Here is a 25,429-nt window from a genome sequence, read left to right as displayed (position 1 = left end):
TTGAGCCTGGGACCGGGTGGGAGTGTATCGCTTGCTGTTTTGGCTGGGCCAGAAATATCAGCACTTGACCCATGACGGGGGCTGCGCCTGCCACAGCCTGCGAGCACAGCAGCTATTTGCACGCGTCGACAAGGGACTGTCGCGCCGCTCCGTTTTGAAAGGTGTCGCAGCGAGCCTTGCCGCTCCTGTGCTTGGAATGGTCAGCCCTGGCTTCGCGCAGACTCCTGCCAAACCGATCCTGCTCACCAATGTGAATATTTTCGACGGGACAAGCGGAAAACTTGTCGAAGGTCAGGGTGTCCTGGTCGAAGGTAAATTCATCAAGGCCCTGGTCACGTCCGCAGATACGGTTGCCGATGCCGACGTCGTTGACTGCGGCGGACGGACGCTGATGCCGGGCATGATCGACGCGCACTGGCATTCGATCCTGGCGGGCATTTCACAGATTGCGGCAATGACCGCCGATATCCCTTACGTCCACCTTGTCGCCGCGCAAGAGGCAGAGCGCACGGTGCTGCGTGGCTTCACCACGGTCCGCGACGTGGGCGGTCCTTCATTCGCCCTGAAACGCGCCATCGACGAGGGGCGCATTGCGGGGCCGCGCATCTATCCTTCCGGCGCCATGATCTCGCAGACGTCCGGACACGGCGACTTTCGCATGCGCACGGATCTGCCGCGAACGGCGCAAAGCGATCTCAGCGTGGCCGAGCAGGCGGGCATTTCGGCTATCGCCGAAGGAGAAGCGGAAGTGCTGCGCCGGGTGCGCGAGCAACTCATGCTGGGCGCCAGCCAGATCAAGATCATGGGCGGCGGCGGCGTTGCTTCTGCCTACGACCCCATTGATGCGCTCCAATATACCGAAGCCGAGATGAGGGCGGCAGTGTCTGCGGCGACGGACTGGGGCACCTATGTGTGCATCCACGCCTACACCTCCGCCGCCGTTCAGCGCGCCCTCGCATGCGGTGTCCAATCCATCGAGCACGGCCAACTTGCCGACGAGGATACCGTCAGGCGCATTGCGGATGCGGGTGCATGGTGGAGCATCCAGCCATTTCTTGCCGATGAAGATGCCAACACCTACGCGTCGCCCGAACAGCGCGCACAGCAGCAGATGATCGCAGACGGAACGGCCCGGGCGGTCGAACTGGGACGCAAGCACAACGTACGGATGGCGCTTGGCACCGACATATTGTTCAACCCGAAGGGCACCGCCACGCAGGGCAAGCAGCTTGCCAAGTTCGCCCGGTGGTATGACAACGCCGACGTGTTGCGGCTTCTGACCAGCGGCAATGCCGAGCTTGCAGGTCTTTCCGGACCGCGCAATCCCTATCCGGGAAAGCTCGGCCGGATCGAGCCGGGTGCCTATGCAGATATTCTCGTGATCAACGGCGATCCGCTCAAAGACATCGCCTTGATCGCCGATCCTGAGCGAACGATGCAGCTCATCATGAAGGACGGGCGCATCCACAAGAATACACTGTAAGCGTGGAGGGGGCCTTGAACAGATTTGCCGTTGCCGTTGTCCTGGGTCTGTGCGGCGTTCAGGCTGCATATGCTGCCGATGTGCTTCCGAGCCAACCAGAAGAAGCGGCGGCGATGCCCGTCGAACGTCCGAACTGGGCCTTGCAGATTTCTCCATATATGTGGGCGGCTGGTCTGAACGGAAACGTATCGCCGTTCCGTCGCGGCCCGACCATCGGCGTCGAGAAATCATTCTCGGACGTTTTGGACAACTTCAACATCGGCGGCTTTGTCAATGTGTGGGCGCGCTACGATCGGTTCGTCTTCTCCGGCGACATCATGTATGTCGATACGACCGACAGCCATGGTGCCGGGCCGTTGCCCTCGTTGCAGCTTCCCGGTGGCATTGTCGTGCCTGCCGGAACCAGCATCGATGCGACGGTCGACACGAAGCAGTTCATGGCGACATTGCAGGGAGGCTACCGTGTCGTTGACAGGCCGAGCTTCACGCTTGACGCGCTCGCCGGTGCGCGTTTCTGGCATATCTCCAACGATGTGACGCTCACCGTAGGGCTCGGCGGCGGCAGTGTGACCCGCAGCTATGGCGAGAGTTTCGGCTGGGTGGATCCGGTGATCGGCGCGCGGGCATTCCTTCCGGTTACGGACAAGTTCTCCGTGCAGGCTCAGGCGGATATCGGCGGCTTTGGCGCAGGGTCGAAGCTCACATGGTCGGCGCTCGCGACGGTCAATTACCTCGTCAACGATCACCTGTCAGCCTCGGCAGGCTACAAGGTGCTTGATGTCGACTACGAGCACGGCGGGCATGTCTATGACACGCGGTTGTCCGGGCCAGTTCTGGGCTTGACATACCGGTTTTGAGACGAGGCCACGGCCCACGGCGGCTGCAAGGAGATGAATGGGATGCTGTCAGCCGCCGTGACAATCATAGTCAATCACCGCTTTAACCGGAAGCGCTAGCCATGCAGACTGCCATCATTTTCGATTGCGAGTTTCTTTGCCGCGAAGGGTCCCAGCGTCGATTCTGGTGTGCGGCTGATGATCCTGATCCGGTTATTGCACAGATCGGGGCGGTGAAACTGGGGCTGGAGGGAGATTTCCCTCTTTTGGATACGTACCGATCTCACGTTCTGCCAGTCGACCGATTTGGCGACAGGTATGCACTCGATCCGTTTTTCACCAAGCTGACGGGGATCACCGATGAAACCATGGAAGCGGAAGGCGTATCGCTGCAGGACGCACTGGCAGGCGTCGATTACTTCTCAAATGGTGCGCGATTCTGGTCGTGGGGGAAGGATGAGCTGAACATGGTTGCCATCAGTTGCTATGTCGCCGGCATTCAGCCACCCATTCCGGCTGGCCGGTTCGACAATGCGGTAAAGCTGCTGATTGCGGCTGGGATGCCAATTGAGGATTTGGCCAAGACGCCCAGCAACAGGCTTGCTGATTACTATGGTGTGAAACATCCCCCGTTGCGGGGACACGATGCACTCGATGATGCCCTTTCCGTGGCATACACGCTCCAATATCTGTTGAAATCTGGGAAATTGCAGCCAGACTTTTTCGATCACAGCGAGCCTTGAAAGTCAGCCGCTTGGTGCCCAATCGCATGCGTCAGCTCACGATGGAGACAGGGGGGAGCGCGATCTTTTATGGACGGCCAAGGAATGGCCGGATTGGCTGGGCATTACAGACCTGAGTCTCGATATAGCCGCTGCCACCGAGAGAGGTTTGCCTTGCGGGCAAGCCGTGGATAGCAACAACCATCTCTGATACCCCACGGGGTAAAGACCTGGCCGCGCCAAGGAGATTTGACACGTGAATTGCCATTCACCGGGATAGGCACACAGGTGGCAATCTCGAGACATTAGCAGTCACCGTCGATCGCTGCTAATATATTGTATTATAATGATTATTATGTGTATTCCATCGATTTTTCATTGAAGTCGGCGAACAAGTGCGGCATCATATTTCCAATGTGAGAACAACGGAGATTGCGATGCATTTTTCGTCAGAGATGGAACGCCAGCTGAAGGGCTACGGTATCACAACTGCTCATATTCTATACCGCATTCCCCATTTTCAATCCGTTCTGCAGACCTATATCTGGCAGGACTACGATCTTGCTCCGGAATTTCCCGAGATGAGGAAATTCCTGGACTTCTGGCAAAGAAAACTGGATGGCCCGCTGCATTCCGTTCGCTACTGCCATCGACGCCTCATTGGCCCCAGTGAGTGGCGTCATGTCGATGGTGAGTTCAAGTTGAACTGAGTGACCTGGCGATCTCCTGGGCACGGAACGGGGATGACGCAGTTCGATAAGCAGTCTGCGTGTTGGCGCTGGATCGCTCAAGCCTTTCGTCACCCCCGCCCAAATCAACCCGCGGTGCGCGGTACCGGCGTGTTGAGCAGCTGCTGCTCCCATAGATAGGCGATGCCGCTGCCGCCGGCGTGCTGCTTGAGAACTTCGGTCAGCTCTGCGGCGTGCTCCGTCCTGGCCCAGTCACGTTGCCACTCCGAGGCCACCGCCAACCACGTCATCATGTTCGCACCCGCGCGGAGCATGCGCTGGATCGCCACCTCGTGGGCCTCAACCGAAGTGCCGCCCGACGCATCCGTGACCACCGTCACATCCCAGCCTTCGCCCAGCGCCTGGATTGTCGGCATCGCAACACAGATCTCGGTCCACAGGCCGGCGATGATCAGTTGCTTGCGGCCCGTCGCCTTGACCGCATCGACGACCTTCCGATCCTCCCAGGTGTTGATGAAGGTCCGATCAATCACCTCTTGGCCGGGGAACACGTCAGTGATGTGCGGAAAGATCAGACCGCCGCGCGCCGCGATCACGCTGGTCAGGATGGTGGGGACGCCGAAAGCCTTGGCGGCCTTCGCCAGGGCGGTCGTGTTGTTCACCACGGCCTGCGGGTCGTGGCTGTTCAGATTGGCGAGCTGGTAGGGCTGGTGGTCGATAAGAACGAGTACGGAATCTTCGGGACGTAGAAGAGAATCAAGGCCGTTACGAAAGGTCATTATTGCTTCCTTATGCTGCCGTTGTTGGTGAGGTTGGTTTGCGGGAAGACATGCGCCAGCGGCGACGTTGCCTGAAAGGGACATTGCCGTTCCCGGACGCGATGCGATAGTGTCCCTTTATGGCAAGCTGTGTCGCGAAATGAGGAACGCTGGATTGGATATCGAAGAGCTAGAGACATTCGTCGAAGTTGCTGACGCTGGGGGCGTTTCGCCCGCTGCGCTGCGTCTCGGCGTCTCCAAGTCGATTGTCAGTCGTCGGCTCGTCCGGCTTGAAGCGGAACTTGGCGTCCAGCTTCTTGCACGTACCACCCGCGGGGCTGCTCTGACAGAAGCCGGGGCCACGTTCCGGGACTATGCAGCAAGAGTGTGCGCCGAGGTCGACGCGGCCAAGGAAGCGATCCTACCCGCCGGTGACCTTCGCGGCCGCTTGCGCGTTGCTGTGCCGCATTCTTTCGGATCGACCCATTTTGCTCCCATCCTTGCGGAAATGGCGCGACGCCACCCCCAGCTCCAAATCCATACCTGCTATAGTGATCGCTTCGTCGATCTCATCACAGAAGGTTACGATTGTGCGATACGGGTTGGCTATCTTCAGAACTCCAACTTGATCGCAAGACGGGTCGGGCCGATCCATGGGAAGTTCGTCGCCAGCCCGGACTATATCAAGGCGCATGGGTCGCCCGAAACGCCGGAGGAACTCGTCGCCCATGAGGCCCTCATGCAGGGCACCGAAGCCTGGCAGCTCTTGGATGGCGACAAGATCATCACGGTTCGTCCGCAGGGGCGCTTTAAAGCCGATAACGGCATTGCACTGGTCGCCGCCGCGGTGGCGGGACTCGGGATCGCTTACCTGCCCGATTGCCTTACCCATGAGTATATAGCCTCCGGCGCGCTCGTGCCGGTCATGACGCATTATCCACCGCCTCCGGCAGGTGCCTATGTCATTCGCCCGCCAGGTCAGCATCCCGCACGGAAGATACGGGTCCTCACCGAATTGCTGATTGAATATTGCGACCCTGCTCAAGCACCCCGCGGGTGAATGACACTGGCACCTGCCGGCGTGGTGCGTTCGACTATAACGGTCTGGATCACGAAGGGGATGAAGACTGTCGAGCAAGAAGCATTGGCTGTTTGGCCGCCTCCCGCCATTTCCTGCTCTTGGCTGCGGCGCTACCAGCCCCATGCCGCAATCGGCTAGCGTGTCGCAACGAGCTCAATTCATGATGGTATTGCGCCGGGCCGTTTCACGGGCAAGGATTTCACGGGCGGCGTGGTCAGCGATTGGGATGTTGAGGTCTTGTGAGATTTCGCCAGCGGTGATCAGGGCATGGTAACGCGCACAGCATACGCGCAGGAACGATGTGAAGTTGCCGAGGTCGTGGTCAGCGTCCATCGCCTCGTGCCAGAGCCGCGTGATGAGTTGCGCGACGGTCATGCCGTCGCGCTGGCCGATCTCGGTGAGCGTATCCCAGAAATGGTTTTCGATCCGGATCGATGTGGCGACCCCATCTATGCGCAGGCTGTGCGTACGGCTCTGCCATTGACTGGCATCGGCCTTGATGAAGAGCTCGCACATCGTAAGGGCCTCCCGTCTTCTGGATGTCAGAGGATCGCCAGAAACTGCTTCAGCCATGCCGGATGGGCAGGCCACGCAGGTGCTGTCACCAGATTGCCATCAGTGACAGCCTCTGTCACCGGGATATCGGCAAAGGTGCCGCCCGATGCCGTCACCTCGTACGCGCAGGCAGGATAGGCCGAGCAGGTCCGCCCCTTCAGAACGCCGGCAGCGGCGAGCAATTGCGCACCATGGCAGATGGCGGCAACGGGTTTCCGGGCTTCGAAGAAGTGCTGCACCATCTTGATGACGTCCGGGTTCATGCGCAGATATTCCGGCGCGCGGCCGCCGGGAACGACCAGCGCATCATAATTTGCGGGGTCGACGGCATCGAAATCCGCATTCAGTGCGAAATTGTGGCCGGGTTTTTCCGAATAGGTCTGGTCACCCTCGAAGTCATGAATCGCGGTCTTGACCGTATCGCCGGCCTTCTTGCCGGGGCAAACCGCAGCAACGCTGTGGCCGGTTGCAAGCAGCGTCTGGAACGGGACCATGGTTTCATAGTCCTCGGTGAAATCGCCGGTGATCATCAGAATCTTCGCCATCGCATATCCTCCCTTGCTGATGGATGAGGCGGCAAGGATAGGCCGTAAGGGGAGAAGGCAGGTGTTAACCCGATACTACGGGAACACTCGACATGGCCCTCTCGGCCATTACTGTTGGGCCTCACCGGCCCGAACATGCGATTTTGATCATTTGAAAGAACAGATGGCGCGCTCCCCGCTATTGGATCATGCATCGCCACCAGCGGTACATTTATCGTACTAAATTAAGCAGCGATATAATGCGGCGGTAATCCCTACATGTCCCAAAGTCGCCATTCCTTGCTGTCCGATGTCTTGCCGCATCTTCTCCGGAAGTAGTCTGAAATACGGACCGCAATAAAATGAAGAATGTAATCTGATGCCCATGATAATCTCCGGGATGCAGGATAACGATGTCGCGTCAGTCGCTCTTATCGCGGCCGATCGTCTGGATCTTGTCCCAGATCTTTGCAGGCTTGGGAACGTCCAGGCTGAAAATCGTTTCGAACGTGTCGGCAAGATGATCCGCGCTCGTGATGCGCTGTTCACTGACGCCCTCTGCCGTCACGCTGCACAGGCAATCGTTCTTCAGGGCGACATAGCCATCCGCGGTATGCCGCAGGATCGCCAGCGCGTTCGTGAACGGCGAGCCGGGATCCTGCGTCAGCCAGCCGAGCGTGGCGGCTATGGCGGCCTCGTCGCTGTGATCGGGCCGGAAATCGAAGCTGTGCGCCATGCCGCGCGCATGGTTCCTGAAACGCAGCCAGCCGTCGTCCGTCGGCATGATCGAAAAATCGAAGCCGCGCTGGCTGATCGGCCCGACGGCAAGCGGCACAGGCTCGACGATGGCGTCCGCCAAGCCGACCTCGGCAAGGTAAGGGCGATCGAGATCGACACGCAGAGTCAGATGGTTGCCGACAGCGTTGTCGCCCAGCGTTTCACGATTGACGCCGCCGCACAGGCGGGTCACGCGGAATCCGAGCGCGGCGAGCGCCGCACCGAACAGGCCATTCATCTCGTAGCACCAGCCGCCGCGCTTGCCCTCCACCATCTTGGCGAAGGCTGCGGCCGGGACAATTAAGGACGGCCATCCCATGAAGGCATCCAGTGCCTCCCAGGTGAAGGCCATGAGATGGGCGCGGTGAAGTTTCGACAGGCTGGCGACGTCGAGAGAAGACGGCCGTTCGACCCCGATCCTTGCAAGATAGGCATCCAGTTGGCCGGACGTCAGGATCATTCCACTTTCGCTTGAAGAGGCGTGCGTCATGCTTCTGTTTCCTTTCGATGGACGGGTCGAGCTCTGTGTGAAGACCCCGCTGCGAAGTTCTCGATTTCTGCCACGAGACGTGCGGGTCCCGGGCCTTCCTCGGCGATGGCATGCCCAAGTGCCAACGCCCGCTCGGCAAAGCTCGGCTCGCAAAGGACGCGCCGCACGGCCTCGCCGAGCATTTGCGCAGGTGCCGAAGGGTCGAGGCGCAGGCCCGCGCCGTGATAGTCCACACGCGCGGCGTTGTCGTTCTGATCGCGCCCCATCGGAAGAACGACGAGGGGGACGCCATGGCGCAGCGATCGCATGATCGTGCCGTGTCCGCCGTGGGTGACGACGGCGCGGGCCTTGGTCAAAATGTCGTCATGCGCTGCATTGGCAAGAATGGTGACATTCGCCGGCGATTGAAGGCGAAGTCCCTCAAGTGCTTTGCCGAGGGTGAGGACCACCTCGACCGGCTCCCCGGCCAGACCGGATATCACCCGCTGGAGCACGTCGGCCTGCCCCTGATTGGTGGTGCTGAACGATACGAGCACGAGTGGCCGTATCTCGCCCGCTGATGCGGCCGTCCAGCGTTCGTGCGCCCAGCTCGGCATCTCCAGAAGCGGCCCCACATAGCGCACGCGGTCCGGCAGGCGCTCGGTGGGGAAATCGAAGCTGGCGCTGGTGGCAAGGAGATGGCGGCCGGCGCTCAAGCGCTGTTCGTGTACATGGGCCAGCGGCGCGGCGCCGAAATGAGCACGGGCAGCGTTGAGGCAAGGCAGGAAGGCGTCCCATACTTGCTCGACCCTTGCCGAAACCTCGGTGTCGCGCGCTCTGTCCGCCGCCGACCGGGCAGGCTGAAAGCCCGGACCGAACGGCGGATGTCCGGGGAGAGGCCAGAGCGAGATGTTGCTTGCGAGCAGAGCCGTCGGAACCTTCGCAATTTCGCCCGCGAGCATGCTGCCGAACAGCAGATCCGAGCCGAGAAGGATGTCGGATGGCTCCGTTGCCAGTGCTTCGAGAATATCCTCGGCATAGGATTGCGCTGGTCCGACGAAGATCCGTTCGCACCCTCTTTGGAAACCGGCCAAGGGATCGGCGGTTTCCCAATCACGCACGAAGCAGCTCTCGGGTGAGCGATCAGGACGGTTCGGCGCGCGCGTCCATCGGAGGAAGCGAGCTCCCGCCTCGATCGCCTCCGCTCTCATCGTGTCGTCGGCGATAAGGCGCACATCGTGGCCCCGGCCAGCGAGCGCGCGCACGGCCCCGAGCGTCGGCGGCACGTTGCCGCCGCCTTCCCAGCAGACTGCCAGGATGCGCAGATGGGCCTCCGCATCTGTCGTCTTCATCATTGCCTTGCTCCTTTCTCGATGAAGACCGGATCAGTTCGTCTTATCCTCACGCAGCAGGCGTTCGATCGCCTGCGTCATGAGCCGGTGTGTCTGCTCGGCCGAGTGCCCTTGCGCCCGGCGCAGCAGATGCCAGATCCAAACATCTGTCAGGGCCAACAACTGCGCGAGCCGATCCGCGCGAGGCTGGCCGTCGAGCTTGTCGAGCCAGCCTTTGAACATGTCCCCGATCCACTCGCGATGACCTTTGCGTCCGCGATCGAGGACCGCGGCGAACTCGGGTATGCGCGCTTCCTGCCCGAGTGTCCGCACGATTATGTCGCCCGTGCGTTCATAATCGTCCATCAGGAGTGCGACGATGTCCGCCACGCTTTGGGCCGGCGTGCTCCAGCGTTGGGCCCGGATCGAGACATCCATCTGGGCCGCCATGGCGCTGAGCACGCCGGTCTTGCCGCCGAACCGCCGTATCACAGTTTGACGGGTGGTGCCTGCCGCGGCAGCGATGTCGTCGAGAGTGATCTCGTCGAACCAGCATTCGCCGAGGAGCGCAATCAAGGCGTCGACGATCTGTTGCTCGGTATCCTGAACAGCGTTGGCGCGCGCCGACTGGCGATAGGCTCGTGGAGACATGGTTGTCGCCCTCAATTTCATGTTACAAACAGTAACTCCAAACTGAAGGAGGTGTCAACGGCGGTTGGCAACGCGCGCAGTTGCGACGTTGCGTGGTCTGTTGCCCGCCAGCACCACTTCGCCCTTCAGATGCATCGAGCGCCATGATCGGCTCGGTCATCGCTGTAGTCCTAGACGCGGTATAAAGCATCTTGGTCAAGGTGTGAGCTGTCTTTGGCTGCATCTATCTGCAAATGAATATCACATGCATCTAACTAATTGATTTTGCTTTGACTTTTTATTCATTGTCAACTAGATGGGTGCCATCGGGGAGTAGCTACCGTCCATTGGGCGGGGTCGCGTCAACACACTTGCGCAAAGGCGCGTGGTGCGATCAGCCGATCTGTCGGCCAAGCAAGACCGTGGCGAAAGCACCAGACGAGCGGGGTGTGTCTTCGCCCGGTCCAAGGCTCGACTGGAGCAAATTCCATGTCCCGAAATCATAGCGATACTCAGATCTCCAACGACAACGCGGCACGCAAAGAACGCGTGGCCTTGTTATCGATCCTGGCCAGTGCCGCGATTGCGATTGGCAAGTTTGTCGCCGGTATTCTTTCCGGATCGCTTGCGCTGATATCGGAAGCAGCACACGCACTTGTCGATACGGGCGCGACAATCATTACCTATTTCGCCGTGCGCACAGCCAACAAGCCTGCCGACGAAGAACATCATTACGGGCATGGCAAGTTCGAAAGCCTTGCGGCGCTGGCCGAGACCGTCATCCTGTTCATCCTGGCGACGGTCGTCATCATGCATGCCTATGATCGCCTGATGCAGGGCGGCGGTGAATTCGAGCCGACCATTCTGGCCTTCTCCGTGCTGATCGTCTCGATCATTATCGATATCAACCGTGTCTACACCCTGCGCAAAGTGGCAGGCGAAACCGGAAGTCAGGCACTTGCGGCCGATGCGCTGCATTTTGCATCCGATCTGGCCGGGTCGACACTGGTGCTTCTCGGACTCGTCGCTGCACTTTTCGGCTTCAAATATGGCGATGCGCTTGCCGCAATCGGTATTGCGCTGTTCGTCGCCATTGCGGGTTGGCGTCTTGGCCGCAGCACGATCGACACCCTTCTCGATACCGCTCCGAAAGGCATGGCCGAACGGGTCCGGGCAATCGTGAATGATGTGCCAGGTGTCGTCGAGGTTGCCGGCGTCCGGTTGCGGCCAGGAGGGACCGGGAATTTCGGCGAGATTGCCGTTGCAATCTCACGGACACTGCCGCTGGAGAGGGTGGTCGCGATCAAGGAGCGCATTACCAAAGCGGTCCGGGAGGAGTTCGCCGACACAACCCTGACGGTGACCACCGAACCAAGAGCCCTCGACGATGAAACGGTGCTTGATCGCGTCTTGATTGCGGCCGCCAAGCGGCGATTGCTGGTGCATCACATCACTGTTCAAGATGTGGAAAACCGCCTGTCGATCAGTCTTGATCTGGAGGTCGACGGGCGATTGAGCCTTGGCGCGGCCCACGTCGAAGCAACCAGGCTCGAAATCGCTATCCGGGATGAACTGGGGCCTGAGACGGAGGTCGAGACCCATATTGAACCCTTGGAAGTCTCACATCTCTCCGGTCTGGATGTGCCCCAAAGTGAAGCATCTGAAGTCAGCGGTATCTTGGAAGCGACCGCTGCCAAGATACCAGCCATCGAGAGTATTCATGATGTGCGTGTACGGCGTACGCCGGCCGGGCTCGTGGTCAACTATCATTGCTATTTCGATGACGCGCTTGACGTAGCCACCATGCACAAGAACGTCGACCTGCTCGAACGCCGTTTCAGAAGGCAGTATCCGGGAGTGGTCCGGGTGGTCGGCCATGCCGAGCCGCGCTTGGCGACAATCCTGTCCCAAGAGTCATGATCGCAACCGTTCGCATTTGATCTTGTCCTGGGGAGGGTATCGGTAACCGATGAACAGCGATCAAAAGCATTCCCACCACAGAGAAATAGCTCTTCGCCTCAAAGGGATGGACGGCCATTCGACGACCATCCGCATTGCTTCTTTGCTGATTGCATCCTGATCGCAACGACGATGCCCGAGCGCCTCAATTCAATCGTCATCTTCGTCGCGGTGCCTCCACTTGTGCTTGTACCAACCCTTGTGTCGGCCGTTGTCGTAACGCCAGTCATCCCAGCGATGCCACCGCGGGGGCGGGGGCCCCCAACCCCAGAAAGGCGGTGGTGGCGGGCGGTAGTAGCGGCGCACGCAGTAGCCCCTCTGTGACAAATACGCGCCCGGACCGCACCAATAGTCGGCACGCTGCACCAAAACACCATGATCCGATGGGTTTAGCGGGATGCGAGGAGAGGCTTCGGCACCGAAGGAAAAGGCAGACAATGCTGCTGCCAGGGATAGTACGAACGCTCTCATATCCGTCACTCCTTTCATATTGCTTGCTAACAATAGCCTTGCAACTTCAGGCGGAGAAAACACGCAACGGCAATTGCATGGCACAAAACTTGAGCCTCGAAGATGTCGAATTGCTCCAGCGTCCCGCCTGTGAGGCCTGCAATGCAGATATCTCGATAACGAAAAATGGTGGTCTTTTCATGATTACCCCATTGCTTCAATCCTGTATTTCTCATTGGATGCCCGTCGTTTTCCCTGATGGGCATGCCGGCATGGCGCCGCTGCTCACGCTTCAACGCGGGCGCAGTCATATTCTGATAATCCGGAATGAGACGGCTCGGTGGCACCCGATGCATTGCCACGGACACGCCCTCAAGGTGCTGAGCGAAAGGGCTGCCCGTCCCGCACCGCCAATGGAGCGACACCATTCTGTTCGCACCAAAGGGCACAGTCGAGTAAATCGTGTCGGGTTTCCTGAAAAATGTCTGGGATGAGCGCTGATGGGAGAATGGGGCTCGCAAAAGTGTAATTCAGTCGAGTCCAAGACCAAGCTTGCTCCACCTGGTTTTAAGATCATCAAGCACAGGCACAATCGCCAATACGAGAAGGATGGCTGCAAGCGCAAGCGATGCGGCAAAACCGAGATGCTTGAAACCGATTGCGCCGGCGATACCGCCAACAAGAAACAGCGCGACAAGGGATGCCAGCAGCTTGAGCTTTTTGCGGTCAGCCTTGACGAAAGGCGTATCGGGGCTGCTGGGTGATGCATTCCAGTAGAAGAGCTTGCCCAATTCGATGCCCATGTCTGTCACCAGACCCGTCACATGGGTTGTCCTTATGCGTGCGCCGGAGAGTTTGGTGATGATGGCGTTCTGCAAGCCCATGATAAAACACAAGAGCATGACTGTTGCCGGAACGAACAGCCATTCACGGTGCTCCAGGTTGCGGCCGAGCAGTCCAAAGCAGATCAGCAACATGGCTTCAAACATAAGCGGCAGAGCGTATTCGCTCTGGAGTCTTTTCCGCCGCGCCCAATTGACCAGTATGGCTGAGCAGGCGGCTCCGGCCACAAAGGAGAGAAAGGCAGCGAGGCCTGCAAGCAGCAGACTTGTGTCACCGAGCACCAGATTATCGGCCATGGCAGAGACAATCCCTGACATATGAGAGGTGTATTGATGAACGGCCAGAAAGCCTCCGGCATTTGCAGCTCCAGCCACAAAAGTCAGGAACCGCGCAAGATGCCGATCGGTCTTTTCAAACCGTTCTCTCCCGGCAATCTTGCGCAAATAGGGGATCATCAATCGACAGCGACAGGCATTGAGTTGCACAGGTATGTTGTGAAAGTCCTGCCGCTGCACGGTGCATCCCACAGCATCGGCATTTAGTTGAACTTTTGCGACGGTTGACGGTACCTTACGCCTCTGCCACCCGTTTCGCTGCGCGCATGTTCGCCAATCAGCTCAATACCTGCGCGATCAAGGGCGTTGACGACCTTCATCAGGCTGTCGACAATGCCGCGCACATCGCCTTCACTGGCTTCCATCCGTTGAATGGTTGGCAGGGAAACACCCGACATTTCCGCGAGGGCTTTCTGATCGATACCGAGAAGTGCTCGCGCTGCCCGCATTTGGTTTGCAGTAATCAAAATCGTATCCACTTTTATCATTGAGTAGTTAGCTGCATCACCTTACCACTGATGTATAAAACATCAATATGAAACGATAAAATATGCGCGCCCTCTTGGCAGGAATGAAAGTGGGCGTTATTCTCATCTTTATGACTCAACGTTACAAACCACAGCAAGATCTCAATGATACCTGGACGATCATCGACGCGCGCACGGCACGGGCCGCCGAGATGGGCAGCCGTACCATTATTGGCATGAACCGGCGGGATGCCGAGGAACTTGCCGAGCTTTTGAATAGGCTGGAAGCGCAAAAGCCGGTAACCCAGCCTGATCAAGGCAGCGGCTGCGACTGAAGGGGATGAACATGGCGATCAATGAAACGTCGGTCGAGATCAAAACGTCCGCAGCCTCGTCCGTGGGCATCGTTGTGGCGACGGGTCTTCATTACGTGCAAGTCAATGACCGCGGCGTAAAGCATGAACTCATTGGGCCGTTTAGAACCCGTGAACAAGCGCAGGCTGAAGTCGCAAAATGGGTTGACCGCTTCAGAGCGGAACTGGAACCACAATCCTGTTGATCGCAATCGGCCGATGCGCGGTTACATCCGCAAGACGAAGAACACCAGCAAGGCAATTGGTGTCGCGATGCTCAATGCCAGAAGAGTGTCATAACCGATCGTTTCCCAGTCCCTCTGACGATCATCCCTGTCCAGATAGGCCATCTCCGCAACCTCCGGTGAAAGGCGCTGAATTTAGCACGGCGGCGCTCGAAAATCCCGTTGACCGGGAGGATTGCATCGACAATTCGAACGCGCCAATCTGACTATCATGCCGTTTTGATGCGCTTGCTCATGTTGATACCAGTCGTCCGGAATCCCCCGGCCTGATAGACGTGCTGGGCGCGCGTGTTGTCCGCGGCGACGCGCAGCCGGATCTGCTCAAATCCTTCCCTGGCGAGCGCACTTTCCAGAGCCTGCAATGCTTGCTTGCCATGGCCGTTACCCTGATAGGCGGGAAGGATATGAAAATCACTGATGAACACCATCTTGGAATCCGTATCGGCGCGGTACCAAAGATAGCCGATGGTTTGGGCATTTTCTCTTTCGCCATCCGTTATGCAGAGCAAGACCTGTCCGGATGTATCGGGACCGTTGGGCAGGTCTTTGGCGATTTCGCGTTTCGCCTGCACCACTGCTTCTGGATTGGACAGGCCGTAATTTGCCGAGATCTCCGCAGCATAGTCAGGGATGAAATAATCGAGATAGTTCGAAAACTCGTCTTGGCGCATCGGCCTGAAGCCAGTCATCGGCTGTATTCCTTTTGGGGCATCTGTATCATCTGGATGCGACATCATTCGGATTTTGCCGAGCGGTCGATCTGCCCTTCGGCCGCGTTGTGCTTGTATTGGAGCGCGATCAGAATTCCCTTCATTGTGCGCAGCGCCGTGAGGCACAGAGCAAGTGCAAGGGGTATCCACAGAATGAAATGCAGCCACAGGGGCGGGGCGAGCGTTACTTCCATCCAAAGGGCAAGGCCGACAACAATGAAGCCGACGAGCAGCATCACCAGGACTGCGGGCCCTTCGCCCGTGTCGACAAAGGTATAATCGAGGCCACAATTCGTGCAGTGTTTGGGCAGCTTAATGAAGCCGTCAAACATTTTGCCCTGTCCGCAGCGTGGACAGCGGCCCGTGATCCCTGCCGAGACGGGATCAACTGGCGGGTAGAGCGCTTTGTCTTCACTCATGATTTGTCCTTGCTGTTTCTCAAACGGCACCGAGGTTTCTGCACCTATGCTACACCCGTGCGGTTTATCCCGGATGGAAATTGATGTTTGCCAGTTGCAGCATATATAGGAACGTTTTATAGTCAATTAGTGATGTTTTATACATCATAATTGATTCCAGGTGCTGAGATCAGATTGTTTGAATGAATTGACGCATGCGCGGGGTCTCCGGCCGAGGCCGGTCGATGGCAAGATTATTGAGGTTGACGGCATAATGATCCGGCTGGCGAAGTTTCATTCCGAATTTGGCAAAATCGAAGTATTGCGAGCCAAGAACACCGGCTCGGTTATTTACCGCCAGGGCGGTTTCTACCAATCCGAAAGCGACATAAACGGGGTCAGTGTCGCGCCCTATATTCATGCGATTTTTGGCCTTCTTGCTCAAACACAGGCCAGGAATGTCCTGATGATCGGTTGTGGCGGCGGCAGCCTGGCTACGATGCTCGACAAGACGGGTGTTCGGGTGACGATCGTGGACATCAATCCCACCGCCTTCTTCATCGCCCGGAAATATTTCAACTTACCGCGCAACATAGAATGTTACGTCGCGGATGGTTTGAACTTTCTACATGCTGTTCGCCATCGCTACGATGCGATCATTTTGGATGCCTATACGGGAGGGGATATCCCTGATCACCTATGCACCGAAACCTTTTTTGAACTCGCGCATGCACGTCTTGACGAAACCAACGGTTGTTTGATCAGCAATATCTGGGCGCACAATGATCGCGACCTGTTTCCCAAACGGATGGCGGCAAAACTCAGCAATTTCTGGGCGGACGTGCGTCTTCTGGATACCCCTGGCCTGTGGGATCGTAACACCCTGCTCGTGGCGGGGCAGGTTGAGCATTTCGACGAGCCAACGCTTTTAATGCCGCCAACAGAGGTGGCAGATGATGTTGCACGTGACCTTGAGCGTTTCAGGTTTATCCCCTGGCAGCAACCTGAACAGTTGGTGTAGAAGTCTTTGGGCGGTTTCAACCGTCAACACAACAGCATTGCGTCGGCTGCAAACCTTGTTGCCTCATCCTTGTCGTCGGATGCAATGGCTTTCTGGAGCTTCGCAACGAATTCCGCGTGGTCCTCGTGCGAGCGCAGCGGGAAAGTTCGGTGAGATAGCAACTCATAGAGCGACTATCCACCGCGTTCGGTTAGAATTTGCCGCTGATGTCGAAGAAGACGGCGTCGCCTTTCATCCGGTTCTCGACCTCGACCTCATGCGCCCAGCGCAGGCCGAAATCGACCTCTGTTGTCTTGCCGAATTTGGCTTTGTATTTCACGAATGGACCAATCGCGATGGAACGCCCGCGGAACCCGTCATGGGCGTCGGCGAAGGTGCCACGATCATCCTGTATCTGATGCAGAAAGCCGGCGAGGCCGCCCACCGAAAAATTCTCGCTCAGGCTTTTGGTGACCGCCAGGTCCAGATGGGCCACGGCCCCGCTATAGTAATCGGTGTCGTTGTTTTTGGTGTTGATGTCGACGCCGAGCTTGGCTGAGAGGTCCAGGCCGTATTCGGGCAGCAGCCGCGTGTACGCGACCGCTGGCGTGAACGTCCAATAATTGAGGCCGATGAAGGCAAGATCGCCTTCCTTCCATTCGCCGGTTGGCGCGGTAACCGTCAGTGACGCCGAGAAGAACGTGTTCAGCGCATCATTGTGCCAGCCGAGCACGACGGGAGCGAACGATATGTCGCCCAAGGCTCCGACCTCCTGCTCAGTCCCGAACCGCCCCAGTGTCGCCTGCGCTCTCGTCCAGCCGATCGGGATGACGGCTTGGACCGCATAGGTCCAGTTACCGGGAAGATGCAGGTCGGGAACATAGACCGCCGCCAGGGCGGTGGTCCAGATATCGGCCTCGAGCCCGACTGCGACCGAATTCCTGCCGATCGGCACGTCGCTGCCCGCCTTGCCATGATAATAGATGTTCGAAATGCCCCAATAGACGCCTGGAACGGGCGGGACGACACCTTCTCCAGGCCCGGCGTAGACGCCGGGAATGTAGCGGCCCGCCACGGCCTCGGTGGCACGCGCATCGCCTGCCCAAACAGTCGCCGCAGCGGCCATGGCTGCCATACCGAATATGCGCGACATCGCTCTTGAATTCATCCCCTCGTTCCCCTGCTTAAAATTCATCAGTGTAATCCCAGGCTCAATGTTTGCGTGGTAAGGCCGATCCGAACCTATCCCAACGCCCGGCCGTACATAGGATGTTGATTTCCCCTGAGAAGTGACCCGGCATGTCCACCGAGATTTGACCCGCCTTGTATGGATGTTTCGGGTCTGGTGTTGTGGTCAAGCACCTGCTTTTCTCCTTTGTGTTTTTCGGCTGCGGGCTATTGTTCGGCAACGGGGAAAGTCCAACTTCCATCGAGTATCGGCTGTTGGGGGCGATAAAGCCGGACCATGTAGTTCCACCCCCTCATGACCGGCAGGCAGTTCGGCACTTTTCCGTCGCAACCGCCGAAATGAACGATGATGGACCCGTCGCCTTCCTTCTTCGCGGTGATGTCGTTAAGCGAGTAGGCGTCGTACTCGTTCTTAACGTAATAGCCGTTCTCGTCGTAAAGGCTGATCGACCAGAAGCCATCTACCGGAACGTGCTTGACCTGCAACGTGTAGTTTGTCTTCCCATCATTCTTTGGGGGGACGACGTTGAGATAGATTGCGTCGCGAGGCGGATTCGCGCCCCAAGCCGAAGCGGCACCGATCAGGTATTGCACCGGATCGACTTCCTCCCGCGTTCCAAAAGCCTTGCGGGTATCGGTGACGGTGCTGGCCAGAACCAGCAGCGCCTCTCTCACTTTTTTCTGGCTTTCCTTGTCCCAGTTCGGAACTTCGAACTGTCCGGGGCCACCAGGCTGCTCAACCTTGATAGCGTCCTGTAGCGCGTGGACCCGTCCGAGATCATCGGGATCGTTCGGATCGACGAGCGTCCGGACGCCGACCAGCGCGTACCGGGTGCCGATCTTCTCCCTGTCAAGCTTGTGCGCCCCAGCTCCGTATTCCGTGGTCGTGTATTGATCCTCGCTGATGATTTGCATCGACATGAAGCGCTTCCCGGCATCCGGAAGCGTCACCGTCACGGGCCCGGCGTCAAGATCGAACACCCGCGTCGAGTAGAGCGTGTCCCTGTTGCCGCGGATCACGGTCTGCTTGTCGATCGGCAGGAGTTCGCGGATGTGATGCCATCCTCCAAATCCTCCTCCTTTGACGGAGTTGGTGAAGTAGAGGTCTGTTTCTGCCCGAACGAAGTTGTCGACGGTGACGGGAACCGGCGTCTCCGCCAATACTGCCGGCGAGAACAGTAATGTCGCCGTGAAGGCAATCAAGGTTCTGATTTGCATGGTCTCCCTCGTCGTCACCTTGCTGATGTTTTTTCGATGTCCGGGAGCCGCCATGTCTTCTCGAAGAGCGGCTTCTTCGGCCCGTAGAACCGGAAGATGATCTCCCAGCCGGAACCGTCCTTCGTCGGCACCCAGTTCATTTCCTTACCTTCCGGGGCTTTGGGCCCGAAATAGATGTCCACCGATCCGTCCGCATTCTTCTGGAGGCCGGGCGTGTTGGAGCCACGGCTCGACCATTTCTGGTCTCGAATGAGGCCGTGGGTCTCGCGATCGTAGACGGTGCCTGACCAGTAGAGCGATACGGGCGCGTCCGCAGGCACCGTCAGGCGATAAGTACTGCCGCCATCAAGAGCGTTGCCATCCTTGTCCTTGATCGTCACCAGATAAAACTGCCCGGTGCCGAGATGCTTGATGCTGGAAAAGGCGAACGAGAAGAACGTGCCGCGGCTGTCGAGGGGATAGACGCCCGGCGTGCTGAACAGGTTGGACAGGCCCTCGCTCAGGTCGTGAGGGACCGGGAGCGCCCATTGAGCGCCTTCATAGAAGGGCGGCTGGAACAGGGCTTCGTACTGCTTCTCCAGCAGCCCGTGAGCCTCGACCGCTGACCGCTCCAAGGTTTTGCTGGCGTCTCCGTCAGGAGTGAACGGCTTTCCCTGCTCGATGCCGACCGATCTGAGTTGGTCGATCATCGCTTTGTCTCGTTCGAGCCAGGGTTCGCGCTGCACGAAACGGTCAAGTGCCTGGAAGAAGCGCAGATCGTAGGGGATCGTGCTGTCGAAGACAGTGTCGGCGGCGTCCACGAACGTGGTTGCGGGAGGATTCCCAGCCTGTGACAGCGGATAGAGCTTGATCTTGCGAGCATAGTCGACGGCCTTGGCGACATCGGCCGCGCTGCCGCTGCCGACATTGGAGCGCAAAAGCGCGTAGGCCATGTTGGTGTCGGAACGAAGTGGAATGTAACCCTTCGAAACCTTGCCCGAGTAGCCCGGAGGCAGGATCAGGTATTTGCCGCCACGGCCCTTGTCGACACCCGCTGGTCCGACGTCTTCGAGCGCGGCCTGCCAGGCGTCCATGATCGTGCCGGTGATTTCGCCGTCCTTCGCTGCAGGAATCTCCAGAACCATTGGCCCGACGTTTTTCGTGTCGATGAACGGCATCAGATAGATGGTGCTGGGGTTCGGCGTGAGCGTCTGATTTCGCCAGTCCGGTATCCTTGACCAAAGAACGATCTGGTTCTCCTTGCCGCCCGCCTTTGTCATCGCCTGGAACATCAAGTCAAAGTTGACTGCGGGCATGCCCCAGACGACCGCTTCGATCGCCCGGCTTGCGCGCTGCTTGCCCTCCGAGCCTTCTGCTGCGATTCCCGAATGTGGAAGGAAAAATACGACGCCTGCCAGGAGCGCCACCGCAAACGCTTTCATCTTGTCCTCCGATAGGCCAGAAATGGAACACAAGTCCGAGGATCGGGCCATGCTTGACGATGCCGTTGGTCGGGCTGCCGTTGGAGTAGTTCACGCCAAGGGCGCGATAGCCGATCACAGCCGAAACCGTTTCCTTCCATTTGTACCCGACGCCTCCCACGAGCGTGCATCCTATGCCCAGCATAGCGGCAATCTTCGCCCCCCCCGAAAGCATCTTGGTCAAGGTGCGACCGGGACACCGCTTACGGTTCACATCGAAGTGCTGGTGGCATGATTTGAATATGGAAATGGCCGAGGGAGGAAGTACGTAACTGTTACATACGTTGCAGGGTCGTTGTTTGGGGGCTGTCCGTCAGGATCTGCCAACTCCACATGATAGAACGGGCCAGGGCGCGCCTGTACTCCTCTATATCTGCGCGATCATCTTACTTGGCGTGCTTGGCAGCTCATTGTCAGCATGGGGCGTCTTGGCTTGCCGCCGCAGTGATGGCTGCGTGGAAGGCTGTTTTGCCGCCGGATTCCAGCTTTCCAGCGACGAGCGTAATAACCTGGCCACTCTGACGAATGATCATTCCCGGCAGAACGGGCTTCAGCGCACGGTTTAGTTGAATGACTACGGATGCATATCCCCGCACCGATGAATGCCCCCAATATTGGCAGATAGGCGTCTAAACGCCTGCTATCAATTACGAAGTCACTAAAGCCACTATTTTACGGGGAGGGTTATCGATTGAGATTGTTGATCAATGCCAAGGTAATGAGCTTGTGAAACGGTATGATAGCAGGAAGGTAGAGCTTGCCGAACAGGTTCTTGCGCCTGACCAGCGTCATCACGCCGACAAGCTTTTCCCCGCCATCATTGCGGACATCGATCACGGCGCGAAAGTCGAGATGGCGATCGTCGAAGCCAAGCACCACTTGGTGCACGGACTGGCTGACAACGGGAAAGACGCCAACCATTTCCATCTCGGTGGGAGAATGGGCCGCAGAAGACTTGATGCCGAAGGGCGCAACAATTGTATTCCGGATCGCCATCAGCACCCGTACCCATCGCGGAAAATGCCCAAGCACCAATCTAGCGGCATCCATGGCCGTCAGATCAGGGTTTTTGATACGCAACTGGTAACAATCCGCCCAATCGGCCTCGGCCAATGCCGGATGCGGCAATCTTGGATGGACCTTGGTTGGTTTCTGGAGGTCGCGCACGAGTGGGCCTTTTGCTTGCGTTGCTGCCGAAATCTACCACACTCGAAAACTCTGCCGTGGACAAACCGGCGGCTGTGACAATGTGCTTCAGAGCCAACTCGGTGCAATCGGACGGGCGCGTACAAAGCCTAACTGGCCCGAAGTTAAAAAAATGACCATTTGAACGCTCTCAGTGAGGGGTAGTCTTCAGTGAAGAGAATGGTGACCAGCGTGCTCCGGCCCGATGTGTTATCATCTCTGCACATAGCTAAGCATCCATGTCCTCGGGCGGGGGCATGGCGGCAAGACTACTGCAGATGATCGTGACAGGACCGATTTAGTTCATGCTGCCTTTTCATGGTTTTCGGACAATGAATTTCAGATGGGTGACGGCGGGGGATGCCACAACTTGCGGTATTTCGAGTTCGATCATCTCAGAACCGATATGATCGAATAGCCGGCTGCCCGCACCAAGCAAAACCGGGACAATCTGCAAGATCATTTCATCGACCAGTCCGGCTTGGATAAACTGTTGCGCGGTATTGGCACCCATAAGCATGATATCCTTCGCACCGGCCGCCATCTGTGCCTGCCGAAGGGCGCTCCCGATCCCATCATTGACAAAAGTAAAGGCCGCGCTTTTCATCTGTTTCAGATCGCGCTTCTCATTGGTCAGGACGAAGGTCGGAACCGGATATGGCGTGTCGCCCCACAAATCGATGCCGACGTCGTAAGTCCGCCTGCCGACGATGACGGCACCTACGCGCTCAGCGGGCTCTCGCATCCGTTCCATGTCGATAGGAGAAACATTCTCAAACATCCACCGATGCAGCCGCTCACCACCTATACCCATGGGATGAACTGAACTGATATCAGGACCGGCAATGAAGCCATCAAGCGACATGGCGAAAAAGAGCACAACTTTGCTCATGCAATTTCCTCCCAGTTTATCAGGAATGTAAATGAACGACGCCATGCAAGGTTATGTCGAAGCATGCTTAGTCAGCATTGCACTTATATCAAACGAGTAATTTTGAACGAATGGCTGGTACTGCACCATCAGATATTTTGAACTACTGCATCTGTGGGGAGCGCCCATCTGTTGGTCGTGCGCGCTCGATCAACTTCGTTGCATCGGGGTATCCGACGATTGTTTCTTCGGTTGCGACTGGTCACAGACCCACAGCCGGCACTTGCCTGCCGTGGGTTCTGCCGATCCTACCGCATCGACATCAACGTCGTCATCAGACCTGCTTTGACCTCGAGTATGGGTCGATTGGCTTCGGAATAGCCGATGTCCCTAAGCTGATCGGGTGTCAGGTCTGCCAGTGCCTTGCGTCTCGCGCCGGCGCTCTGCCACGCCCTCAGGGCAGCAACCATTGCGGCTACGGGGTTCGACCTGGATCCCGACACCTGTTTTTCCGGTGCGCGGATACCGGTGTGCGTTTCGATTTGAGCCATTTTCAGTCTCCCATGGTTGCGGTTTGTGAGTGGAAGCCTGACACACGGGCGTTTGGGTGCTGTTCGGCTCAGCGTGAACAGCCAGGAAAACGTCGACAACCCGCCGCTAAATCGACGTTAAATCTGTCTGCCGAAATGCTATTCTGCGGCGGCAGTCCAAATCTGGGAGACAGTCTTTGCGCATCAGGTTGCTCGGTGGTCTTGAAGTGACTTCGCCGGAGAACCGGCAAGTCCGCTTCACCACGCGCAAGACGGCGCTACTCTTTGCAGCCCTTGTCTTTGGTGGCCGCCGCGGTTATCGCAGGGAATTGCTTTCCGAGGCCTTCTGGCCGGGGCGAGGCAATGAACAGGCCCGCAACAGTTTGCGCCAGGCGCTGGTCGATATCAGGCGATCGTTTGCGGCCGGTGGGGATGCCGCCGTCTACATCGACGGCGATCATGAGACCATCGCGCTGATTGCCAGTCCGGATGAAGCCGACATTTCGGTCTTCGACCTGAGACTGGAGGCGGGCCGTGCTGCTGATCTCGCCCTGGCCGCGGATCTATATCGCGGCGAGGTGCTTGCGGGGGAGACCATTCCGGGCGAACTGGACGAATGGTTCGGACCTTATCGGAGCGCCTATCAGCGCAAGGCGCTGCAGCTCGTGGAGCGGTTGAGCCTCGCGCTCCAGGAGCCGGGTTCGGCGGAAGAAACGGCCTGCGAAGGGCTGGCGGAGAGGCTGCTCGCTGCGGATCCGACCGTGGAGCCCGCCCATCGGGCGTTGATGCGGATCCATGCGCTCAGGGGACACGAGAATGCGGCCCTGCGCCAGTTCGAGGTATGCCGGACTCTTTTGAAGAAGCATCTTCAAGCAGAGCCTGAGGCAGAGACGTCTGCCCTGGCCGCTTCACTGCAAGCGCGGCCTGGCTCCGCATCGCAGCAGGAGGTCTTCCCAGTTTCGCTGAAGCATCACGATCGGCCCTCGGTTGCGGTACTGCCATTTCAGAACTTGAGCGGCGATGCGGAGCAGGAATATTTTGCCGACGGCATCGTCGAGGACATCACCATCGCGCTGGCGCAATTCCGGCACCTCTATGTCATCGCCAGAAACTCGAGCTTTACGTACAAGGGGCAGGCGGTCGACATAAAGCAGGTCGGGCGCGAGCTGGACGTCCGCTATGTGGTCGAGGGAAGCGTGCGCCGGACGGGTGACCGGCTGCGCATCGCCGGGCAGCTCATCGACACGTCGACGGGCGTGCACCTTTGGGCGGATCGTTTTGACGGAACCCTGGCGAATGTTTTCGACCTTCAAGACCAGGTCGCCTCGAGCATCGTCGGGGCCATAACACCGAAAGTGGAAGAGGCCGAGATCGAGCGTGCCAAACGCAAGCCGACCGGGAGCCTCGACGCCTATGACCATTATCTGCGCGGCCTGGCGGCCTTTGACCGGACGGTCACCAACAGATCGGTCGTTGACGAGGCCTTGCGGTTTTTCATGACGGCGATCGAGCGCGACCCGGAATTCGCCGCAGCCCATGCCCGGGCGGCACGGTGCTACGCCACCCGAAAGAGCAACGGCTGGATGCGCGATCCCGCAGAGGAAACTGCGGAAGCGACCCGGCTGGCCAGGAGAGCGGTCGAACTCGGCTGGGACGATGCGGTTGCGCTCACCTATGCCGGATATGTCCTCGGCTATGTCGCCGGCGACCTCGACGATAGTGCGGCCTGCATCGATCGCGCCCTCCTTCTCAACCCGAATCTGGCCGCGGCCGCCGGGGCCAGCAGCTGGGTGAGGGCATGTCTCGGCGAGCCGGACAAGGCCGTCGAACACGCGGCTCTTGCCATGTGCCTCAGCCCTTTGGATCCACGTCTGTTTGCCTGGCAGTTCAACACCGGGCTCGCTCATTTTTGCGCCGGCCGCTATGATGACGCTGCCGCCTGGGCGGGAAAGTCGTTACGGCACCAGCCAAACTACCCGAGCGCAATGCGCGTGATGGCCGCGGGCCATGCCATGGCCGGGCGGATCGGTGAAGCCCGGGAAACGATCGCTCGCCTGTGCCTGATGCAACCCGCTCTGCGGCTGTCCAATCTTGCCGGCGTGCTCCCACCGTTCCGGCGACCGGACGATCGCAATCGATATATCGAAGCGCTCAGGATGGCGGGACTCCCTGAGTAGCAGCGTATCGTCCGGTTGCGACCGGAACAGTGTCGAACAGCGCGTTCAACCTTTCCGCGATGGTTGGGGGGTACTGTCCTCAAGGGCTGGTGGTGCATTCATGCATTGCCACTCTAAACGATCATTTTCTCATAGCTTTCGAGTTTTTGGGACTCAGCGCTTCATTGTAAGATTGGTACTAACGA

28 protein-coding genes, 1 pseudogene and 1 riboswitch are annotated in these 25,429 nt (G+C 58.4%); of the genes and pseudogenes, 11 read left to right on the top strand and 18 right to left on the bottom strand.

Going from position 1 to position 25,429, the window contains the following annotated elements; genetic code table 11:
• Positions 1-31: 31 nt before the first annotated feature.
• The 4 genes from AC1Q5O_RS07585 (at position 32) to AC1Q5O_RS07570 (ending at position 3,751) form a co-directional block, all read left to right on the top strand.
• Positions 32-1,483, top strand: a complete 1,452-nt coding sequence (locus AC1Q5O_RS07585) for a metal-dependent hydrolase family protein (RefSeq protein ID WP_492562282.1) — start codon at positions 32-34, stop codon at positions 1,481-1,483.
• 113 nt (positions 1,484-1,596) lie between these two features.
• Complete coding sequence (locus tag AC1Q5O_RS07580) at positions 1,597-2,340, top strand: hypothetical protein (protein WP_492563110.1); 744 nt, start codon at positions 1,597-1,599, stop codon at positions 2,338-2,340.
• A 101-nt stretch (positions 2,341-2,441) separates the two neighbouring features.
• Positions 2,442-3,062 (top strand): 3'-5' exonuclease, encoded by a 621-nt coding sequence (locus AC1Q5O_RS07575; RefSeq protein WP_492562281.1) that lies wholly within the window; start codon positions 2,442-2,444, stop codon positions 3,060-3,062.
• A 416-nt stretch (positions 3,063-3,478) separates the two neighbouring features.
• Complete coding sequence (locus AC1Q5O_RS07570) at positions 3,479-3,751, top strand: usg protein (protein WP_346306607.1); 273 nt, start codon at positions 3,479-3,481, stop codon at positions 3,749-3,751.
• A 104-nt stretch (positions 3,752-3,855) separates the two neighbouring features.
• On the opposite strand, the gene AC1Q5O_RS07565 is transcribed toward AC1Q5O_RS07570, so the two are convergent.
• On the bottom strand, positions 3,856-4,509 hold the full coding sequence (locus AC1Q5O_RS07565; protein WP_464660808.1) for a hydrolase: 654 nt from the start codon (positions 4,507-4,509) through the stop codon (positions 3,856-3,858).
• Positions 4,510-4,663: 154 nt separating this feature from the next.
• Between AC1Q5O_RS07565 and AC1Q5O_RS07560 the strand changes: the two genes are divergently transcribed.
• A complete protein-coding gene (locus tag AC1Q5O_RS07560; protein ID WP_492562280.1) occupies positions 4,664-5,548 on the top strand; it encodes a LysR family transcriptional regulator in 885 nt (294 codons plus the stop codon).
• A gap of 174 nt (positions 5,549-5,722) precedes the next feature.
• On the opposite strand, the gene AC1Q5O_RS07555 is transcribed toward AC1Q5O_RS07560, so the two are convergent.
• From AC1Q5O_RS07555 to AC1Q5O_RS07535, 5 genes are all read right to left on the bottom strand, one after another.
• Positions 5,723-6,085 (bottom strand): ribbon-helix-helix domain-containing protein, encoded by a 363-nt coding sequence (locus tag AC1Q5O_RS07555; protein WP_492562279.1) that lies wholly within the window; start codon positions 6,083-6,085, stop codon positions 5,723-5,725.
• A gap of 26 nt (positions 6,086-6,111) precedes the next feature.
• The gene (locus AC1Q5O_RS07550; protein WP_464660804.1) at positions 6,112-6,669 is read right to left on the bottom strand and encodes a DJ-1/PfpI family protein; all 558 of its coding nucleotides are present in this window, start codon (positions 6,667-6,669) and stop codon (positions 6,112-6,114) included.
• 400 nt (positions 6,670-7,069) lie between these two features.
• Positions 7,070-7,915 carry an arylamine N-acetyltransferase family protein gene (locus tag AC1Q5O_RS07545; protein ID WP_492562278.1) on the bottom strand — a complete coding sequence of 282 codons (846 nt, stop codon included), beginning with the start codon at positions 7,913-7,915 and terminating at the stop codon, positions 7,070-7,072.
• Positions 7,912-9,249 carry a glycosyltransferase gene (locus tag AC1Q5O_RS07540; RefSeq protein WP_492562277.1) on the bottom strand — a complete coding sequence of 446 codons (1,338 nt, stop codon included), beginning with the start codon at positions 9,247-9,249 and terminating at the stop codon, positions 7,912-7,914. The genes AC1Q5O_RS07545 and AC1Q5O_RS07540 overlap by 4 nt, the downstream gene beginning before the upstream one ends.
• A 30-nt stretch (positions 9,250-9,279) precedes the next feature.
• Positions 9,280-9,876 (bottom strand): TetR/AcrR family transcriptional regulator, encoded by a 597-nt coding sequence (locus AC1Q5O_RS07535; protein WP_492562276.1) that lies wholly within the window; start codon positions 9,874-9,876, stop codon positions 9,280-9,282.
• 295 nt (positions 9,877-10,171) lie between these two features.
• A riboswitch (yybP-ykoY riboswitch) is annotated at positions 10,172-10,267 on the top strand.
• Between the two features lie 77 nt (positions 10,268-10,344).
• Between AC1Q5O_RS07535 and AC1Q5O_RS07530 the strand changes: the two genes are divergently transcribed.
• Positions 10,345-11,775 carry a cation diffusion facilitator family transporter gene (locus AC1Q5O_RS07530; RefSeq protein ID WP_492562275.1) on the top strand — a complete coding sequence of 477 codons (1,431 nt, stop codon included), beginning with the start codon at positions 10,345-10,347 and terminating at the stop codon, positions 11,773-11,775.
• A 536-nt stretch (positions 11,776-12,311) separates the two neighbouring features.
• On the opposite strand, the gene AC1Q5O_RS07525 is transcribed toward AC1Q5O_RS07530, so the two are convergent.
• On the bottom strand, positions 12,312-12,575 hold the full coding sequence (locus AC1Q5O_RS07525) for a hypothetical protein (protein WP_492563159.1): 264 nt from the start codon (positions 12,573-12,575) through the stop codon (positions 12,312-12,314).
• Here AC1Q5O_RS07525 and AC1Q5O_RS07520 point away from each other — a divergent pair.
• Positions 12,465-12,758 carry a multicopper oxidase domain-containing protein gene (locus AC1Q5O_RS07520; RefSeq protein WP_492563108.1) on the top strand — a complete coding sequence of 98 codons (294 nt, stop codon included), beginning with the start codon at positions 12,465-12,467 and terminating at the stop codon, positions 12,756-12,758. The genes AC1Q5O_RS07525 and AC1Q5O_RS07520 overlap by 111 nt on opposite strands.
• A gap of 66 nt (positions 12,759-12,824) precedes the next feature.
• On the opposite strand, the pseudogene AC1Q5O_RS07515 reads toward AC1Q5O_RS07520, so the two are convergent.
• Positions 12,825-13,565 (bottom strand): annotated as a pseudogene (locus tag AC1Q5O_RS07515) (YoaK family protein); the annotation flags it as partial.
• A gap of 80 nt (positions 13,566-13,645) precedes the next feature.
• Entirely contained in the window at positions 13,646-13,909 is a 264-nt protein-coding gene (locus AC1Q5O_RS07510) for a helix-turn-helix domain-containing protein (RefSeq protein WP_113095787.1), read from the bottom strand.
• 83 nt (positions 13,910-13,992) lie between these two features.
• On the opposite strand from AC1Q5O_RS07510, the gene AC1Q5O_RS07505 reads away from it, so the two are divergent.
• Both AC1Q5O_RS07505 and AC1Q5O_RS07500 read left to right on the top strand, forming a co-directional pair.
• A complete protein-coding gene (locus tag AC1Q5O_RS07505) occupies positions 13,993-14,244 on the top strand; it encodes a rhodanese-like domain-containing protein (protein WP_492562274.1) in 252 nt (83 codons plus the stop codon).
• 11 nt (positions 14,245-14,255) lie between these two features.
• On the top strand, positions 14,256-14,468 hold the full coding sequence (locus AC1Q5O_RS07500; protein WP_464665203.1) for a hypothetical protein: 213 nt from the start codon (positions 14,256-14,258) through the stop codon (positions 14,466-14,468).
• A gap of 21 nt (positions 14,469-14,489) precedes the next feature.
• Here the strand turns inward: AC1Q5O_RS07500 and AC1Q5O_RS07495 are convergent, their stop codons facing one another.
• The 3 genes from AC1Q5O_RS07495 to AC1Q5O_RS07485 form a co-directional block, all read right to left on the bottom strand.
• Complete coding sequence (locus tag AC1Q5O_RS07495) at positions 14,490-14,612, bottom strand: hypothetical protein (RefSeq protein WP_464660790.1); 123 nt, start codon at positions 14,610-14,612, stop codon at positions 14,490-14,492.
• A gap of 104 nt (positions 14,613-14,716) precedes the next feature.
• Entirely contained in the window at positions 14,717-15,244 is a 528-nt protein-coding gene (locus AC1Q5O_RS07490; protein WP_492562273.1) for a GNAT family N-acetyltransferase, read from the bottom strand.
• On the bottom strand, positions 15,241-15,636 hold the full coding sequence (locus AC1Q5O_RS07485) for a DUF983 domain-containing protein (protein ID WP_492562272.1): 396 nt from the start codon (positions 15,634-15,636) through the stop codon (positions 15,241-15,243). The genes AC1Q5O_RS07490 and AC1Q5O_RS07485 overlap by 4 nt, the downstream gene beginning before the upstream one ends.
• A 253-nt stretch (positions 15,637-15,889) precedes the next feature.
• Here AC1Q5O_RS07485 and AC1Q5O_RS07480 point away from each other — a divergent pair, with 253 nt between their 5' ends.
• On the top strand, positions 15,890-16,636 hold the full coding sequence (locus tag AC1Q5O_RS07480) for a spermidine synthase (RefSeq protein ID WP_492562271.1): 747 nt from the start codon (positions 15,890-15,892) through the stop codon (positions 16,634-16,636).
• A gap of 190 nt (positions 16,637-16,826) precedes the next feature.
• On the opposite strand, the gene AC1Q5O_RS07475 is transcribed toward AC1Q5O_RS07480, so the two are convergent.
• The 6 genes from AC1Q5O_RS07475 to AC1Q5O_RS07450 all read right to left on the bottom strand — a co-directional run bounded on the left by AC1Q5O_RS07475 (position 16,827) and on the right by AC1Q5O_RS07450 (position 23,088).
• Positions 16,827-17,810 (bottom strand): SphA family protein, encoded by a 984-nt coding sequence (locus AC1Q5O_RS07475; protein ID WP_492562270.1) that lies wholly within the window; start codon positions 17,808-17,810, stop codon positions 16,827-16,829.
• Positions 17,811-18,010: 200 nt separating this feature from the next.
• Complete coding sequence (locus AC1Q5O_RS07470) at positions 18,011-19,021, bottom strand: DUF1254 domain-containing protein (RefSeq protein ID WP_492562269.1); 1,011 nt, start codon at positions 19,019-19,021, stop codon at positions 18,011-18,013.
• Positions 19,022-19,035: 14 nt separating this feature from the next.
• Complete coding sequence (locus AC1Q5O_RS07465; protein ID WP_492562268.1) at positions 19,036-20,442, bottom strand: DUF1254 domain-containing protein; 1,407 nt, start codon at positions 20,440-20,442, stop codon at positions 19,036-19,038.
• 723 nt (positions 20,443-21,165) lie between these two features.
• On the bottom strand, positions 21,166-21,648 hold the full coding sequence (locus AC1Q5O_RS07460; protein ID WP_492562267.1) for a DUF2867 domain-containing protein: 483 nt from the start codon (positions 21,646-21,648) through the stop codon (positions 21,166-21,168).
• 334 nt (positions 21,649-21,982) lie between these two features.
• Positions 21,983-22,558 (bottom strand): dihydrofolate reductase family protein, encoded by a 576-nt coding sequence (locus AC1Q5O_RS07455; protein ID WP_492562266.1) that lies wholly within the window; start codon positions 22,556-22,558, stop codon positions 21,983-21,985.
• Positions 22,559-22,845: 287 nt separating this feature from the next.
• Complete coding sequence (locus AC1Q5O_RS07450) at positions 22,846-23,088, bottom strand: YjiS-like domain-containing protein (RefSeq protein WP_492562265.1); 243 nt, start codon at positions 23,086-23,088, stop codon at positions 22,846-22,848.
• A gap of 176 nt (positions 23,089-23,264) precedes the next feature.
• On the opposite strand from AC1Q5O_RS07450, the gene AC1Q5O_RS07445 reads away from it, so the two are divergent.
• Positions 23,265-25,244: a BTAD domain-containing putative transcriptional regulator gene (locus AC1Q5O_RS07445; RefSeq protein WP_492562264.1), complete on the top strand. Its 1,980-nt coding sequence runs from the start codon at positions 23,265-23,267 to the stop codon at positions 25,242-25,244.
• Positions 25,245-25,429: the final 185 nt, after the last annotated feature.

The organism is Phyllobacterium sp. MT110, from assembly GCF_058792715.1.
This window is presented reverse-complemented; position numbering and strand designations above follow the sequence as displayed.